This window comes from Erwinia rhapontici, from assembly GCF_020683125.1.
Taxonomy (GTDB): domain Bacteria; phylum Pseudomonadota; class Gammaproteobacteria; order Enterobacterales; family Enterobacteriaceae; genus Erwinia; species Erwinia rhapontici.
Map to the genome: position 1 here is coordinate 3,124,584 of NZ_CP085627.1, position 15,212 is coordinate 3,139,795.

The window sequence follows — 15,212 nt, forward strand, 5'->3', positions numbered from 1 at the left end:
TCGCTTATGACAACGGAGAAGAGGCGGGAAAAAATGGCTTACGCTAAAAAGGCCGGGCAAGCCCGGCCTCAGTGAAAACTATACCTTCATCCAACGCCCTTCGGCGGCAGAGAGGGCAATCGCCTCCAGCACTTTCGATACCTGCAAGCCTTCAGCAAAGTCTGGCCACATACGGTCATCGGCGGCAATGCCGTTAATCAAATCGCGCACTTCCACCGTTTTCTGATCGTTAAAGCCAATACCGTGCCCGGCAGAAATACAGAACGCCGCATAATCCGGGTGCGCCGGGCCAGTCAGAATGGTTTTAAAGCCCTGGCGACCGGCCGGGTCATCATGAATATACAGCTCCAGCTCCGCCATGCGCTCCTGGGTGTAACGGATGCTGCCTTTGGTGCCGGTCACCACGTAGGTCAGGCCCATTTTGCTGCCGCAGGCGATACGCGAGGTTTCAATCACGCCGTGTGCGCCGTTAGCAAAACGCAGCAGTGCGCTGGCCTGATCTTCGTTTTCCACATCGCGCAGCTGGGACAGATTTTTCGGGTCCGGGCGCTGCTTGATGACCGTCATCATATCGCCGCTGACCTCATCAATGTTGCCCACCAGATAGTGCGCCATGTTGACAATATGCGCGGCCAGGTCGCCCAGTGCTCCGAGGCCCGCCAGTGCTTTCTGACAATGCCAGTCCAGCGGGGTGTTCGGATTCGCCAGGTAATCTTCATTGTGCGTGCCGTAGAAGTGCACCACCTCGCCGATTTCGCCACGGGCAATAATCTCTTTCGCCAGCTGGCTGGTCGGGTTTTTCATATAGTTGAAGCCCACCAGCGTTTTCACCCCGGCTTTTTCGGCTGCACGCACCATCTCTTCAGCATCGGCGACATCCAGCGCAAGGGGTTTTTCGGAGTAGACGTGTTTGCCGTGGCGAATGGCTTCCAGCGCCATCTCTTTATGCAGGAAGTTAGGGGCACAGATATCAACAACGTCGATATTTTCATCCGCAACCAGTTCACGCCAGTCTCCGGTTGAACGATTGAAGCCGAGTGTGGCCGCCTGCGCGCTGGCCAGTTCCGGGTTCACTTCCGCCAGCATCTCACGAACCAATTCCCCTTTCAGGTTGAACACGGTCGGCGCCTGAGAGTAGGCAATCGCGTGGCAGCGTCCGATATAACCGGTACCGATCAGGCCAATTCTGACTTTTTTCATGATAAATCCTTAGATGTAGGGAACAGGAAATGGAACAAAAATTCAATATTGATGAAATGTATATTTCGCAACACTGTGATTCAACGTCAAAATGAAACAAACGTGATCGCCCTGGCGAAAATGAATGTAACGCCGCTGCAAGTCCCACCGCATCCTGCAACGCAATACGCAAAAGCACGATTTTTGTGGTAAAAATCACATAGGCTTGTTCAGTATGCTGCTTTATTCAGCAGTTGAACCAAAAGCGTGAAAACAGCCTTTGACATCCCCTGCCCTGCTGGATATCATGCGCCCCGTTCCAACAATTCCTCTGTAGTTCAGTCGGTAGAACGGCGGACTGTTAATCCGTATGTCACTGGTTCGAGTCCAGTCAGAGGAGCCAAATTTAAGAAGCCCGCTCAGGGAAACCTGAGCGGGCTTTTTGTTGTTAATGATTTCGTGCCGCCGGATGACAGGCAGTGGGGAAATGTGTGAAGGGGACGTTCTCAAAGGCCGTCAGCGATGCCGAAATCCTTCCGCTCAATGGCGCAGGATTTCGGCACAGGGATCAGTCCGGATGGTGTCAGACCTTAAGCAACTTCACCGTGCTGTCGATGTCGATCTCATCTTCCGAGAAGATCAGGGTTGTTCCCTGGAAAGTGGTGATCGCCAGTTTTTTTACCGTACGCATTTCACCCGGCTGAGTGGCTGATTTTGGCCGGATGCTGTTCATCAGTATGCCCACAGATAGCACCGTATTTTCTTTATCAATGCGGGTTTCCGCAGGGACTTCTTCGCTGTACACCAGGTAAGACTTGATCGAGGTGAGCTTCAGGCGCTCCCCCGCGATATAGATGTAGGAACTTTCGGGTATCACTTTCACATCATAAGCTGACAGCCCTTTGCTGTTGGTGGTGGGCTCGAAAGTCACCGCCGCATCTTTCTTAATCAGCTCAGGATTGGCGATTTTAATCACATGGACATAACGGTTATCGCCGTTTTCATCTTTGATAAATCCAAAGCCTTTATCTTTAAACCAGGTTGTGATCGTGCCGTTCATCGCCATTGTCGCCTACTTAATCGTTAATCTACTCAATTTTCAGCGCGCAGTGTAAAACACAATGCCTGCGCAGACTATGCCTTTGCGGTAAGTCTGGACGATAAATTGCGGGTACGCGAGGAACAGCAGGCAGGTGACAGCGGATAAGAGGCAAAGTGGGGCGTGGAATGTGAGTGAACCCGGAGCGGTTGGAGAGTATGATGAACTTCCGCTCACCTCTTTCCTTCTTCTACCCGCGATCATGAAAATCGCTCATGTTGCTGTGAAATTATATCACTTCCCCTCACCCAGTGACTCTGGCATAAAATATGCACTATAGAATGTGTGCAGACGGCTGAATGTTGGAACCTGAAAAGAAAATTGCAGCTTCATGAAAAGTGCAAGAAGTAAGCTCAGGTTTGTAGCGGAAATTAGGATACCAGATTACGATGAATAATAACTTTGCGTTTACCATAAAAAAAATCTGTTTCGATGAGAATTATAATCCATCCGAAAATACGCGTATCACAACCAACTTTGCTAATCTGGCCAGAGGTTCAAAACGCCAGGAAAACCTGCGCAACGCCTTAGTGATGATGAACAATCGCTTTAATTCCCTGGCGCATGGGGATAATCCCAAAGGGGATCGTTACGCTGTCGAACTGGAAATCATCTCCGTTGAGATGAATATTGCTGTCGAAGGCAATAACGATAGCTTCCCGGTGATTGAAATTTTGAAAACCAATATTATTGATAAAAAAACAGATGAACGCATTGAAGGTATCGTAGGAAATAACTTTTCCTCTTACGTGCGGGATTATGATTTTAGCGTGGTATTGCCAGAGTATAATAAGAACCAACCCGAATTTAGCATCCCCGCTAACTTTGGCGACCTGCATGGCAATATCTTTAAACGCTTTGTGGATTCAGATATCTACAAAGAAAACTTCGCTAAACCACCGGTGATTTGCCTGAGCGTCTCAAGCAAAAACACCTATCATCAGACGGGTTATCAGCATCCTGCTCTGGGCATCGAATACCAGCAGAATGAACTGTCCCTGACCGATCACTATTTCAATAAAATGGGCTTACAGGCGCGCTATTTCATGCCTGCAAACAGTGTTGCGCCGTTAGCTTTTTATTTCGTAGGGGATCTGGTGAATGATTACACCGATCTGGAGCTTATCGCCACCATCAGTACGATGGAGACGTTCCAGAAGATCTACCGACCAGAGATTTACAATGCGAATTCTGCAGCAGGAAAGCATTATCAACCCAACCTGACGCAGCGAGACCATTCATTAACGCTCATTACTTACGATCGCGAAGAACGTAGCCAGCTGGCTGTTGAACAAGGAAAGTTCACTGAAGAGAAGTTCATCAAACCATATCAAACTCTTCTTGAACAATGGTCTGCTGATCCCGTTCTTTGATTAAACAAATACAAGGTTTCTATTATGAAAAAGTTATTGCCCACGTCCACGGCTGGCAGCTTACCTAAGCCTTCATGGATTGCACAACCTGAGCAACTCTGGTCCCCGTGGAAATTGCAGGATCAGGAATTAGCCGACGGCAAAAAAGATGCGCTGCGTTTGTGCCTGGACGATCAACAGCAGGCCGGTATTGATATCGTCAGCGACGGTGAGCAAACACGCCAGCATTTTGTTACCACGTTTATTGAGCACCTTGAGGGTGTTGATTTTGAGAAACGTGAGATCGTTAAAATTCGCGATCGCTATGATGCAAGTGTGCCCACCGTTGTCGGCCCTGTCAGCCGCAAGAAGTCAGTGTTTGTTGAAGACGCTAAGTTTTTACGTCAGCAAACCGATAAGCCGATCAAATGGGCCTTGCCGGGTCCAATGACGATGATCGATACGCTGTATGATAACCACTATAAAAGCCGCGAAAAACTCGCCTGGGAATTTGCCAAAATTCTCAACGAAGAAGCCAAAGAGTTAGAGGCTGTCGGCGTTGATATTATCCAGTTTGATGAGCCTGCATTTAATGTTTTCTTCGATGAAGTGAATGACTGGGGTATTGCCACCCTGGAACGCGCCATCGAAGGACTGAAATGCGAAACCGCTGTCCATATTTGCTACGGCTACGGCATCAAAGCCAATACCGACTGGAAAAAAACGCTGGGCACCGAGTGGCGACAATACGAACAGATTTTCCCGAAACTGCAAAAATCTAATATCGATATCATCTCACTCGAATGTATGAACTCGCATGTTCCTATGGAGCTGATGGAACTCATTCGCGGTAAGAAAGTGATGGTTGGTGCCATTGATGTGGCAACCAATACCATTGAGACGCCAGAAGAAGTTGCCGCGACGCTGCGCAAAGCCCTGCAGTATGTTGATGCCGATAAGCTCTATCCTTGCACCAACTGCGGCATGATCCCGTTACCGCGTGGCGTTGCACGCGGCAAGCTGGATGCATTAAGTGCAGGCGCAGAAATCGTGCGTAAAGAACTGCTGGCGAAATAACGGCGTCAGCCCGTCATCATTTGAAACAACGCAGTCCGGATTGGGCGATCTGATCAATCCGGACTGTGCCCTCCCCCCAGCGCCTCCCTGCACTTCCCTGTTTGATTTCTCCTTCGCTTCGATTATGGGATATATTGAAGGCACTCTCGTTAAATGCTCCCTTTAGAACAGGTAATATCGGCAATGGCTCTGATCCCCAAAAACTATGCGCGGCTGGAAAGCGGCTACCGTGAGAAAGCACTCAAAATCTATCCGTGGGTCTGCGGGCGCTGCGCGCGCGAGTTCGTTTATTCCAACCTGCGCGAATTAACGGTTCACCATATGGATCATGATCACACCAATAACCCGGAAGATGGCAGTAACTGGGAGTTGTTGTGCCTGTATTGCCATGACCACGAACACTCGAAGTACACCGAAGCTGACCAGTACGGCACCACCGTTGTGGCAGGAGAAGATGCGCAAAAAGACGTGGGTGCTGCCACCTATAATCCTTTTGCGGATTTACAGTCGATGCTGAATAAGAAGAAGTAACAGCTGACCCGTTAGCTTTTGGAACCCTACGGACTGCCAGCATATTCAATGTGAGCGGGCAGTCCGATCATTTCACCGGATGAATAATGATAATGAATATCACTATCCGATCAGCGCGAGTTTCTGATGTAGAGCGTATTTTCGACGTCAGAACCTCGGTTATTGAAAATCATCTGAGTCGTGAAGAAATGCGCCAGATGGGGATCACTGAAAGCCTGGTGGCCGATATGATTCAGAACAGCCCTTGCGCCTGGGTTGCGGTTGAAAGCGAAAAAATCATCGGTTTCTCCATTATTTTGCCGGATGAAGGCTGCCTGTTTGCGGCATTTGTTCTGCCAGAATATGAAGGCAAGGGAGCGGGACGCAGACTGGTGATGGCCGCTGAGCAGGAATTATTTAAACACCATGATATCGCCTGGCTGGAAACCGATAAGAACAGCCGTGCTGCGAACGTTTACCTGCATCTTGGCTGGGGCAATAAAACGGATATTAATGACACTGATATCCGTTTAGAAAAGGCCAGAGGATAACGCTCTGTCAGTTAAGGATACGCATTGCGCCGGGAGACTTGCCTGTTACACGCTTAAAAGCCCGGCTGAAAGCGGCCTGTGAGGAGTAGCCCAGCCGCTGGGATACCAGATCGACGGTGATTTTTTCTGACAATAACCAGCGGACAGCGAGGTGCATCCGCACTTCCGTGGCATACCGCAACGGTGGGATACCGATGGTGGTCTGAAACCTTTCGGCGAAGGCGGATCGGGATATATGCGATTCAGCGGCGAGTTCTGCCACGCTCCAGTCGCGGCCCGGTTCGCGGTGAATCGCCAGGATGGCCCGAGCCAGACGCGGATCGCGCAGTGCTGCAGCGAGCCCCTGGCTGGTGCCGCAACCACCCTCCACCCACCCTCTGATAAACATCGCCGCAACCACATCGGCCAGCCTGGCAAGAATCCCGGCATAGCCCACGCGCCCGGAACATATCTCACGCTTCATCGCATCCAGGATATGCATCAGTCCCGGCCAGTTAGCCCCCTTCGCATCAGCACGCATAACCTCAGGCATCACGCCTGCCAGTCGTTGCATGCTTCCCAAATCAATTTCCATGCAGCCAAAGAACAGCACGGCACCTGGCGTTTCCTGGGTGCTGGGACAGGTATCAATCCCACTCACGTTTTCATCCAGGGGTACCGTTTCAAAGTCATCGATATCCATCACGTCAGCGGCTGTTGCCGACATTAGCTGGTGCTCTCCGCCGTGAGGAATAAACAGGGCTTCCCCGGCTGAAAGCGAGAAACAATCGCCGTTTGCCGTCTGAAGCACCGCGTCCCCCACCGCGACATAGTGCAGGTAAGCATGGCCGGGGCGGCTGGGGAAATTCACACCAAACGTATTGCCCGTTTGAATACGCTGATACCGCACACCGTTAAGTCGCAGGCCAGAAAGCAGTTCACTGATCAGTTCAGATGAGAGGGCAAAAGGTGAAGTCATGACCATATTCGGGTTTTCGGGTAATAAAGGAGGTTTTTAGAGCATAGCTCATCCAGCGACACCTGAATAGACTTCATCCTTTAACCCCTTTACCTGGAAACTCAGTCATGACCAATGAAGCCTCTATCAGGCAGCACAAAGCCGTATTAACCACCGATGAGCCAATCCGGCCCGCCTGGCGGGCGGTGTTTTCGTTAACCATGGGCGTTTTTGGCCTACTCACCGCTGAATACCTGCCTGCCAGTTTATTAACCCCCATGGCTCAGGATTTTGGTGTGTCCGAATCTCTTGCCGGACAGGCCGTCACGGCGACGGCGGTCATTGCGTTATTTGCCGGATTACTGGTCCCGCGATTTACGCGTGCGTTTGACAAGCGCGCCGTATTGTTGAGCTTCACTGCGCTGATGGTCTTTTCAAACCTGCTCGTGGCGCTCTCTTCAGGCATTGTCATGCTGCTGGCAATGCGCGTCTTGCTGGGTATCGCACTGGGTGGATTCTGGAGCATGGCTGCGGCGGTGGCGATGCGCCTGGTGCCAGAAAGGCTGGTGCCGCGCGCCCTGTCGATCATTTTTAGTGGTATCGCGGTAGGTACGGTGGTTGCCGTGCCGCTGGGAAGCTATCTGGGGGGGATTTGGGGCTGGCGTAGCGCCTTTATTGCCGCTGCCGCGGTGGGTGTCGTCACTTTGCTTTTCCAGTATTTCACGCTGCCCGGAATGCCACCGCTGATTCGGAGTAAAACGGCATCGGTCTTTTCTCTGCTGCGACGGCCTGGTGTTAGCATCGGTATGATGGGGTGCGTGCTGGCACACACCGGCCAGTACGCGCTATTTACCTATATACGGCCTGCGCTGGAAGGTCTCGTACAGGTGGATGCCGAAGGGCTGGCGTTACTGTTGCTCGGATTTGGGCTGGCTAACTTTTGCGGGACGCTGTCGGCGGGATGGCTGATGGAACGCAGCTTGCGTTTGACGCTCATCATGATGCCCGCTCTGGTGGGTGCAGCCGCACTGGGCATGATCATCATGCCACTATCGATAGTGGGGCTCACGATGCTGGTGATGCTGTGGGGTCTGGCATTTGGCGGCGTACCGGTGGCGTGGTCAAGCTGGGTTGCACGGACGCTTCCAGATGAAGCAGAGAGTGCGGGAGGTATGGTGGTCGCCGCCGTTCAATCCTCCATTGCTGCCGGTGCGGCCATCGGTGGCCTGATATATGGCATCAACGGCGTGACGGGGGTATTTATCACAGCGGCATGCATCATGTTCAGTGCCGCGCTGATTATTGCCTTCCGGGTCAGAGTCTCTTCATCACCGACAGAAACGCAAAGCAGGACATTTCACTGACACGTTAACCACGCCGGGGAGATTTCCTCCGTTCAGCTAGCGGAGCAGCTCACAAGCCGTTATTGATCCGTCCAATCACAGCGCGCTTTTAATGTGATGGATAAAAGCAGAAAAGGCGGGGTCTGCTTTTATCCTTGTGACAACGGAATCTATACGGTCAGTATCACACTTCCTGTTGTGCGTCCGGCTTCGAGGTCAGCGTGTGCTTTCGCCGCCTGCGTCAGGGAATATTCCGCTCCGACGGGATTTTCCAGCCCATTCTGCAGGGCCGCCATGAGGTCGCTGGCCCCCTGTTTGTAGAGATCGGGGTCGTCAGCATAGGCAATGGAACTTGGCCGCATCAGTGCGATTGAGCGGGCGAAGCTAAGATCCTCTACACGCACCGGTGGAATAGGCCCGGCAGGCTGACCCAGGCTTGCGACAATGCCAAAAGGGCGCACCACGCCGAGCGTTGCAGCAAGCATGTTTCCTCCAATCCCATCAATGGCAAGATGCACCCCGCGACCCTCCGTAATTTCGCGCACGGTTTCCGCCCATGCCGCATCGGTATGAAGCAGCACTTCAGCGGCCCCTGCATTCTGCACAATGTTCACTTTAGCAGCGGACCCCGTTGTCCCAATCACCCTGGCACCTTTCATGGTTGCCCAGCGGGTAACAATCTGGCCCAGACCGCCCGCGGCAGAATGAACCAGCAGCCAGTCACCCGCTTTAACCTCCCTTACCTTGTGAAGCAACATATGTGCGGTAAGCCCCCTCAGCATCGAGCTTCCGGCGGTCCGAATCGTTACCCCATCGGGTATTTTAATGAGCCGACTGGCAGGGATATTCCTGAGTGCTGTATAGGCTCCCATCGGGTTCCCGGTATAAGCAACGCGGTCCCCGGGGGTAAAGGCGCGAACGTTATGCCCCACGGCCGTTACCACTCCGCCCCCTTCAAAGCCGGGCACTGTCGGGGAAGAGGACAAAGGGTAAAGCCCTGAACGGAAGTAAATATCCACAAAGTTGACGCCGATCACCTCATGCTGAATCTGAACTTCATCGGGGCCCGGTTCATTCAGCGTCATTTCAAGGGCTTTAAGGACGTCGGGACCGCCCGGCTGACTGATAACGATGGCTACTGACATATTGCTGTCCTCACTGTTTACGTGAGAAAAATTATAAAGTCGTTTATGTCAGGAAAAATACGGGTATAAAAGAACCATGTATGTGTAAAAATGCACAAGGAAAGAGTGAATGGACTGGCAGGATTTACATTACTTTCTTGCTCTGGCCCGCTGGGGTTCCATGTCCGCTGCGGCAAAAGAGCTTCACGTTGACCATGCCACCGTAAGCCGCCGCATCGCCGCCCTCGAAACGTCGCTCGGCCTTCGTCTTACTGAGCGGCTGCCCCGGCGTACCGCGCTGACGGAACAAGGCAAAGTCATCGCCTCTTTGGCTGATGAAATGAACAGGATTGCCGACCGGGTGGGTATACAGGCGAAGTCGCTGTCTGCTGCGCCAGCGGCGGCTGTCAGGATCAGCGCATCCCCCGCGGTGGCTGCACAGCTGATTGCACCGGCCGTGGCTGAGTTTACGCAGCGTCACCCGACTATCTCACTCTCATTATCAGGCGTATCCCATCATGTTCAACTGAACAAAGGCGAGGCTGATATCGCGGTCCGTCTGACAAGACCGGATGATCCCGATTTGCTGACGCGCCGTATCGGGACGATGCGTTTCGGTCTGTATGCTTCACCTTGCTGGCTGGATAAGCCGCCCGACAGTTGGGTATTCATTGCCTACGAGAACTCGCTGGATCATGTGACGCAGCAGCAATGGCTGGAATCCCTGCTGGACGGAAGGCGGATTATATTCAGGGCCAGCGACCTGATGGCACAGCAGCAGGCTGCAAGGAGTGGGCTGGGCGTGGTGACGTTACCCTGCTTTATGGGGGACAATGACAGCTCGCTGATAAAACTGCCTGTCAGTTCGCGCCCCCCAGGCAGGAGCATGTGGCTGGTTGCCTATCCAGAGTACAGACGCGATCCCTTCGCGGTGATGGTCATGGAATTTCTGGCTGATGTTATTGGCAAGGCATGTCCGCCTGACAGAACGCCCTGAACCGTGATGTGGGTGACTTCTTCCATGGAGTATATTGACCAGCCCCCGGGTTATTAACGTATCGCGATGTTGGCTGTGAATTCAACCGATGGATCCAACACAATAAACCGTTGAACTCACATAACATTTGAGACATTAATAACAATATCCTCCCAACTCCCTGCCCGGACGGGCCATCAGCCCAACTTCTTTAACCAGCATCGCCGAACCATCAGAAGAGGCGTTTCGGGCCTCTGCGGAGGGGTCTTATGGCAAGGGCACAGAGCTTAGATGCGCAGCTCTGTTAACTCTCTCAGGTTATGACTCAAGAGTGCCTCCGAACATGCGCATAGTATTGAGCTGATCGATGCTATAAGGCCGGGAAATCCAGTCACTGTCGAACTGCTCAACGCCGAATTCTTCATGATTAATACCATTTATGGCAATAATTCGACCATTAGGAAGTTCAACCTGATAGTTAGGCCTGACGCCTGTTCCTGACATACCGATACGTATACAGATATTCTTGTCATTTACTTTCGGATCTTCAGATTTTCTGCGTCGTTCCGCAAGATCGCGTGCAGCCGACTTCATCTTTTCGAAATGATCTAAAGGGATATCCTTAAAATTACCGTCCCATGACTTATCCATACAGCCTCCTAAAACTCAGATTAATGCGCCGCATTTGCAGCAATGTCGTCAGGCGCGAATGATAACTTCAATACTATCGACTGAAACCTCATACTTTTTAGATAACAGTATCTTCGCTTGCTGAATTGTTATCCCTTCTGGGAAAGGATCTTCCTCAAGTACAGCCTTAGGTGGCTCAATCGTCACTTCAGGCATCTTTTTGAATTTTAGTTTATTTTCCTCAATACCCAATTCAAAAAGTGATGAGTAAGCAACGGGGTTTCGAGCGCCATCCCACATGTCCGGGTATGCTACTTCAGCGTACTGGCTGACTTTGACTAGCCATCTTTTAGGATGCTTTCCATCCCATTCAGGGGAAAGTAGGACGTCCGATATCATGCCAACAAAAAAGGCGTATTTGTGCGGGGCGGTTACGGTTCCCCAGTCGTCATTATGATTATCAGCAGGGTCTCTGTTCTGTACACAAACCACGTATTTACAACGCGATGCACGTTTTTCACTGAGAACCCAGGCGCTAGATCCTCCATCACTTATCAGACGATCAAGACCACGGGCAGTGAATACAACCAGAGCTGAATCGCTCATATACATCTCCTTAGTAAAGTATTAGTCAACTATATACATAAAAATAGATAGTCAAAATAATGCAATAAAAAGTATATAAATGCATGTGAAAGTATCTTGGAGCAAGCCATTAAACTGGTTTTAAGCAGGAGTTCTGGACGTCGTGGTTAGAATTTGTGGGTTTCTGACACTTACCGTCAGACTCGTAAGCTTCACTGAACCGACAGATGCGGCGTTTCAATCTGGTGGCAGAGGTCTGAAGGTTCATTCAGAACGCTCAGCGCAACAGGCATAGCATCCCTGTTTCGCATTGTGTATCTGGATATAACTAATCAGCGGATCGGCAAAAAAAAGGCCAATAAGATTTTCAGAAAATTGTCCCTCACAGATATCTGCCCGTCTTAAAAAGTGATTTTCATCATAGGCCCGCAATGACAGCACTCTGGTTTTCATCACCTCAGGTAATTCATTGAGGTAAATGCCTTGTTGGGTACATCCCTCCCATATATAGATGGCATGAGAGCCGAAATAAGGGGTATCTGCAGGCTGGTAGATGTGGTTGATCAGAAGCGCGGTTTCGCCAGCAGGGATATCGCACAACGAGATTCTGTCGGGATAGCCGGGGTAGCTCACTACCGTTTTTCTGATGGCACCGTATCTTTTTAGATAGGTATCGCTCTGTCCAAAAAGATGGGTAAACTGCTCGGCTCTCAGGCCAGAAATTCGGTATTTCATCATGTCTCCTGTGGTTTTCAGCATGACATTAGCGGTTATTTGCAGGAGGAACTCGCTGTTATCGGTCAGGGAAATTATCACTTAGCTTTAACCGAGGCGCGGACATCCCCTTCTTACCGTCCCTGCCCTACGCTTTCACTCATCAATGATGTACTCAAATTTTTGGATGACATCATTGTGAGCGACTGGCACAGGCCCAACGACAGACTTTTCGGAAGCCATCATGGACAAGAAAGCAAAGAACATACTGTTCAAAACATATTGGAGCAGCAGCGGCTGGCTCTCTGAACAAAAGACCGCCCCCGACGACTTCGCTTATGCCAAATCCCAGGGGATGATGTTCGATCCGGTCAACGTGACCCACGACGAATGTCTGGAGAAAGTCCTGGCGATGGCGAAACGGATGTCGCCAACCAAAGCGGCACACGCCTTTCTGGCCAGTCTGTCGGCAAAAAGACTCGACTGGCGGTCAGGCATCGCCTCATACAACCTCGCCCGTCAAATGGTTCCACATCAATACGCGCCGGTTATCAGCGGGCAAAGTTTTCGGCCGGACGGTTCCATAGAGAGCACGAGCCATACCTGCAGCGTTTGCCGGGATGTCGTACCCGGCCTCACGATTGGCGCTGAGCGCTATGAGCATGAGGATCTCAACGTCCTCAATTTCGAACGCATTAAGTGGGGCGGCGTCCGTCACGGCCAGCTGATCTATACGTGGTTTGATCTGCAAGAGTTGGAACGCGCCGATATTCCAGAGCCGACGGAGGAGGACATCGTGATCCTCCAGAGCATCCTCTCGACCATCGAATCAAGCCAACCGACCGACCATGCGGGTGCGCTAGAAAAGCGACTGGCTGCCGCCGTTAAATCGTCGAAGGACGAGCGACGTACAATCATCGACATCCTTGCCCACCTGGACGTGCTCAGGCCTGCATCCTTTGAACGCCCGATTCACGGCAAGAGCGACTGGTCAGCGGCGGCCGCAGCATGGCGCGGCGAGGACAAATATGACAGGGAGGCTGTTCGCCTCTACTTTGGGGAATGGTTGTATCGCTGATTCAGGCTCTGTCGCGTTAACGGATGAACGATGAAAATCGGGGTCGTCGGCGTTTTAGACGACCAGCAGATAACAGGAGCCCTTAGTTTTCAAGTGCAGCCAGGATAGCAGCTTCCATTTTCTCGGGGGAGGTGAACGGGGCAAAACGCTTCAGCGGTTTGCCGTCGCGTCCGATCAGGAACTTAGTGAAGTTCCACTTGATCCGCCCACCCAGCACGCCGGGCAAGGCGTCTTTCAGGTAACGAAACAGCGGGTGCGTAGCGTTTCCGTTGACCTCCACTTTCCCGAACATCGGGAAGCTCACGCCGTAGTTGATGTGACAGGTCTGCGCGATGTCGTCAGCACCGCCGGGTTCCTGCTTACCGAACTGGTTGCAGGGGAAACCCAGCACCACCAGCCCCTGTGCAGCATACTTCTTGTAGAGCGCCTCAAGGCCTGCGTATTGTGGCGTGAAGCCGCAATGGCTGGCGGTATTCACCACCACAACCAGCTTGCCAGCGTAGTCGGCCATAGAGATAAGTTCGCCACCCAGACTGGTGGCGGTAAGTTGGTGAAAGGCGGTCATATCGGGATCCTCAGATCGTCTCTTGTTCAGGCTGACGTGAATTAAAAACGTACCGGCTAAACATCAGCCAGATGAAAAGAGCACAGAGCGCAATGCCTGCCAAAATCATATAGGCGAAGCTCCAAGACGTATGGCTTACGATGACGCCAGCCAACGCCGGACTGAATGAGGCACCCAGCCCCTGGAGCAACATAACCAGCCCAAGCGCTGCGTTGATATGTCCTGAGCCATTAAACAATGAGGCGATAAGTCCGGGTACGGCCACGCCCAAAATTCCCGCACCGACACCGTCTAACGCCTGGACTGGAAATATAACAAATTCATTGCCCCAGAAAGACGCAATCGCGGCACGAACAGGTAATACGATCAACGCAATGACGATAAGCCTCGCGTAGCCATACTGTGCGGCATATCTTGCCGTGAGCAATGCAACGGGAATCATCACCGCCTGAGAAATCGCGACCGTCAGGGCGGCATAGGTGCCAGGCGTAAACAGGGAACCCGAGGGAGAGGAGGCGACCTGCATGCTTAACATCGGCAGTTGTGCCGCATTGGCCAGGTGGAAGAGGAGCAGTGTCACCCCCGTTACCGCCAGTTCAGGTCGCTTTAGTAACGCCAGAACAGAGACCGAAACCGTCGGACCTTCGTGTTTTTCCACCCCTCTCGCGACATCATGGTCAATATCGTTTTTATTAATCGCTAATGTACACATCACGGCGCATACCGCCATCGTGGTCATCAGTAAAAACACGGAACCCGTGCCCCAGACCCAGCAGGTTATCGCTGCCAGCACCGCCACCGCCATATTCCCGCTATGGTTGAAGGCTTCATTTCGGCCCATCTGCGACAAAAAACCTTTCTGACCGGCGATGCCTAAGGTGATGCCGGCAATGGCTGGCGCGACGATAGCGGCCGCGATACCGGTAATGATTTGCGATAAAATCACCACGACGGAAGTCGGAAAATACCAGAGGGCAAGCGCGCTCAAGGTAATGAGCAGGGATGAAGTGATAATTAACAGACGTTTGTAACGCGTGGCATCGACGATCATCCCTGAGGGGAACGTGGATAACAATCCGGCCAGGCCCCCCACCGTCATCACCAGACCAATTTCTTCTGCCCGCCAGTGATGGGACACCAGAAATATACCTAAAAACGGCCCCAGCCCATCGCGGACATCCGCGATAAAAAAGTTGAGCAAACAGAGAACTTGCAGTGAACGTAATCTCATCAACATTCGCCCCAGAAAGAATCGTCATCACGAAAAACCCCGGCACGATGGCCCGGGTTAATTTGCCTGGCTTTTGATTGTTCAGTACTTGAAGAGCCTTGCTGTTTATACGCGTGAACCCGGCTCAAAAATAGTGCTCATCTCCTGCCCCGTCAACGTCATTGCCACAATGGGACGACGAGAAGATGGGGGAAATGGCGTTAAGGGTCAAGGGGGCATGGGGAATGTCGTCGGAACAGGGTACATTCCGCAGATGGAGAG

16 protein-coding genes and 1 tRNA gene are annotated in these 15,212 nt (G+C 51.9%); 8 read left to right on the forward strand and 9 right to left on the reverse strand.

All coding sequences use genetic code 11. From position 1 onward, the window contains the following. Positions 1-78: 78 nt before the first annotated feature. Positions 79-1,200: a Gfo/Idh/MocA family protein gene (locus LJN55_RS14565; protein WP_133841626.1), complete on the reverse strand. Its 1,122-nt coding sequence runs from the start codon at positions 1,198-1,200 to the stop codon at positions 79-81. A gap of 306 nt (positions 1,201-1,506) precedes the next feature. Between LJN55_RS14565 and LJN55_RS14570 the strand changes: the two genes are divergently transcribed. After that, positions 1,507-1,582 (forward strand) — tRNA-Asn (locus LJN55_RS14570). 180 nt (positions 1,583-1,762) lie between these two features. Here the strand turns inward: LJN55_RS14570 and LJN55_RS14575 are convergent. Beyond that, on the reverse strand, positions 1,763-2,245 hold the full coding sequence (locus tag LJN55_RS14575) for a cold-shock protein (RefSeq protein ID WP_133841625.1): 483 nt from the start codon (positions 2,243-2,245) through the stop codon (positions 1,763-1,765). A 422-nt stretch (positions 2,246-2,667) separates the two neighbouring features. Between LJN55_RS14575 and LJN55_RS14580 the strand changes: the two genes are divergently transcribed. The 4 genes from LJN55_RS14580 (at position 2,668) to LJN55_RS14595 (ending at position 5,768) form a co-directional block, all read left to right on the forward strand. Then, on the forward strand, positions 2,668-3,651 hold the full coding sequence (locus tag LJN55_RS14580; RefSeq protein ID WP_227534714.1) for a DUF1852 domain-containing protein: 984 nt from the start codon (positions 2,668-2,670) through the stop codon (positions 3,649-3,651). A 24-nt stretch (positions 3,652-3,675) separates the two neighbouring features. After that, the gene (locus LJN55_RS14585) at positions 3,676-4,707 is read left to right on the forward strand and encodes a methionine synthase (protein WP_227534715.1); all 1,032 of its coding nucleotides are present in this window, start codon (positions 3,676-3,678) and stop codon (positions 4,705-4,707) included. A 183-nt stretch (positions 4,708-4,890) separates the two neighbouring features. Further along, positions 4,891-5,238, forward strand: a complete 348-nt coding sequence (gene yajD, locus LJN55_RS14590; RefSeq protein WP_133841622.1) for an HNH nuclease YajD — start codon at positions 4,891-4,893, stop codon at positions 5,236-5,238. Between the two features lie 92 nt (positions 5,239-5,330). Then, positions 5,331-5,768, forward strand: a complete 438-nt coding sequence (locus LJN55_RS14595; RefSeq protein ID WP_227534716.1) for a GNAT family N-acetyltransferase — start codon at positions 5,331-5,333, stop codon at positions 5,766-5,768. 7 nt (positions 5,769-5,775) lie between these two features. On the opposite strand, the gene LJN55_RS14600 is transcribed toward LJN55_RS14595, so the two are convergent. Then, positions 5,776-6,726, reverse strand: a complete 951-nt coding sequence (locus tag LJN55_RS14600) for an AraC family transcriptional regulator (protein WP_227534717.1) — start codon at positions 6,724-6,726, stop codon at positions 5,776-5,778. Positions 6,727-6,833: 107 nt separating this feature from the next. Between LJN55_RS14600 and LJN55_RS14605 the strand changes: the two genes are divergently transcribed. Further along, positions 6,834-8,069 carry an MFS transporter gene (locus LJN55_RS14605; RefSeq protein ID WP_227534718.1) on the forward strand — a complete coding sequence of 412 codons (1,236 nt, stop codon included), beginning with the start codon at positions 6,834-6,836 and terminating at the stop codon, positions 8,067-8,069. Positions 8,070-8,218: 149 nt separating this feature from the next. Here LJN55_RS14605 and LJN55_RS14610 read toward each other — a convergent pair whose 3' ends face one another. Continuing rightward, positions 8,219-9,193 (reverse strand): quinone oxidoreductase family protein, encoded by a 975-nt coding sequence (locus LJN55_RS14610; RefSeq protein ID WP_227534719.1) that lies wholly within the window; start codon positions 9,191-9,193, stop codon positions 8,219-8,221. Positions 9,194-9,302: 109 nt separating this feature from the next. Here LJN55_RS14610 and LJN55_RS14615 point away from each other — a divergent pair, with 109 nt between their 5' ends. Continuing rightward, complete coding sequence (locus LJN55_RS14615) at positions 9,303-10,169, forward strand: LysR family transcriptional regulator (protein ID WP_133841617.1); 867 nt, start codon at positions 9,303-9,305, stop codon at positions 10,167-10,169. A 297-nt stretch (positions 10,170-10,466) separates the two neighbouring features. Here the strand turns inward: LJN55_RS14615 and LJN55_RS14620 are convergent, their stop codons facing one another. The 3 genes from LJN55_RS14620 to LJN55_RS14630 all read right to left on the reverse strand — a co-directional run bounded on the left by LJN55_RS14620 (position 10,467) and on the right by LJN55_RS14630 (position 12,098). Continuing rightward, entirely contained in the window at positions 10,467-10,799 is a 333-nt protein-coding gene (locus LJN55_RS14620) for a hypothetical protein (RefSeq protein WP_171149178.1), read from the reverse strand. 48 nt (positions 10,800-10,847) lie between these two features. Next, positions 10,848-11,384, reverse strand: a complete 537-nt coding sequence (locus tag LJN55_RS14625; protein ID WP_171149177.1) for a hypothetical protein — start codon at positions 11,382-11,384, stop codon at positions 10,848-10,850. A 243-nt stretch (positions 11,385-11,627) separates the two neighbouring features. Continuing rightward, entirely contained in the window at positions 11,628-12,098 is a 471-nt protein-coding gene (locus tag LJN55_RS14630) for a DUF1203 domain-containing protein (protein ID WP_133842121.1), read from the reverse strand. Positions 12,099-12,321: 223 nt separating this feature from the next. Between LJN55_RS14630 and LJN55_RS14635 the strand changes: the two genes are divergently transcribed. Beyond that, positions 12,322-13,155 carry a hypothetical protein gene (locus LJN55_RS14635; protein ID WP_227534720.1) on the forward strand — a complete coding sequence of 278 codons (834 nt, stop codon included), beginning with the start codon at positions 12,322-12,324 and terminating at the stop codon, positions 13,153-13,155. A gap of 82 nt (positions 13,156-13,237) precedes the next feature. On the opposite strand, the gene LJN55_RS14640 is transcribed toward LJN55_RS14635, so the two are convergent. Beyond that, the gene (locus LJN55_RS14640) at positions 13,238-13,720 is read right to left on the reverse strand and encodes a glutathione peroxidase (RefSeq protein ID WP_227534721.1); all 483 of its coding nucleotides are present in this window, start codon (positions 13,718-13,720) and stop codon (positions 13,238-13,240) included. Between the two features lie 10 nt (positions 13,721-13,730). Continuing rightward, positions 13,731-14,951 carry an MFS transporter gene (locus LJN55_RS14645; RefSeq protein WP_227534722.1) on the reverse strand — a complete coding sequence of 407 codons (1,221 nt, stop codon included), beginning with the start codon at positions 14,949-14,951 and terminating at the stop codon, positions 13,731-13,733. Positions 14,952-15,212: the final 261 nt, after the last annotated feature.

What these genes read in the sequence shown, in the direction of transcription:
- LJN55_RS14565 (WP_133841626.1), bottom strand. Translation starts at nt 1,200, where the DNA reads ATGAAAAAAGTCAGAATTGGCCTGATCGGTACCGGTTATATCGGACGC.
- LJN55_RS14575 (WP_133841625.1), bottom strand. Translation starts at nt 2,245, where the DNA reads ATGGCGATGAACGGCACGATCACAACCTGGTTTAAAGATAAAGGCTTT.
- LJN55_RS14580 (WP_227534714.1), top strand. Translation starts at nt 2,668, where the DNA reads ATGAATAATAACTTTGCGTTTACCATAAAAAAAATCTGTTTCGATGAG.
- LJN55_RS14585 (WP_227534715.1), top strand. Translation starts at nt 3,676, where the DNA reads ATGAAAAAGTTATTGCCCACGTCCACGGCTGGCAGCTTACCTAAGCCT.
- yajD (WP_133841622.1), top strand. Translation starts at nt 4,891, where the DNA reads ATGGCTCTGATCCCCAAAAACTATGCGCGGCTGGAAAGCGGCTACCGT.
- LJN55_RS14595 (WP_227534716.1), top strand. Translation starts at nt 5,331, where the DNA reads ATGAATATCACTATCCGATCAGCGCGAGTTTCTGATGTAGAGCGTATT.
- LJN55_RS14600 (WP_227534717.1), bottom strand. Translation starts at nt 6,726, where the DNA reads ATGACTTCACCTTTTGCCCTCTCATCTGAACTGATCAGTGAACTGCTT.
- LJN55_RS14605 (WP_227534718.1), top strand. Translation starts at nt 6,834, where the DNA reads ATGACCAATGAAGCCTCTATCAGGCAGCACAAAGCCGTATTAACCACC.
- LJN55_RS14610 (WP_227534719.1), bottom strand. Translation starts at nt 9,193, where the DNA reads ATGTCAGTAGCCATCGTTATCAGTCAGCCGGGCGGTCCCGACGTCCTT.
- LJN55_RS14615 (WP_133841617.1), top strand. Translation starts at nt 9,303, where the DNA reads ATGGACTGGCAGGATTTACATTACTTTCTTGCTCTGGCCCGCTGGGGT.
- LJN55_RS14620 (WP_171149178.1), bottom strand. Translation starts at nt 10,799, where the DNA reads ATGGATAAGTCATGGGACGGTAATTTTAAGGATATCCCTTTAGATCAT.
- LJN55_RS14625 (WP_171149177.1), bottom strand. Translation starts at nt 11,384, where the DNA reads ATGAGCGATTCAGCTCTGGTTGTATTCACTGCCCGTGGTCTTGATCGT.
- LJN55_RS14630 (WP_133842121.1), bottom strand. Translation starts at nt 12,098, where the DNA reads ATGAAATACCGAATTTCTGGCCTGAGAGCCGAGCAGTTTACCCATCTT.
- LJN55_RS14635 (WP_227534720.1), top strand. Translation starts at nt 12,322, where the DNA reads ATGGACAAGAAAGCAAAGAACATACTGTTCAAAACATATTGGAGCAGC.
- LJN55_RS14640 (WP_227534721.1), bottom strand. Translation starts at nt 13,720, where the DNA reads ATGACCGCCTTTCACCAACTTACCGCCACCAGTCTGGGTGGCGAACTT.
- LJN55_RS14645 (WP_227534722.1), bottom strand. Translation starts at nt 14,951, where the DNA reads ATGAGATTACGTTCACTGCAAGTTCTCTGTTTGCTCAACTTTTTTATC.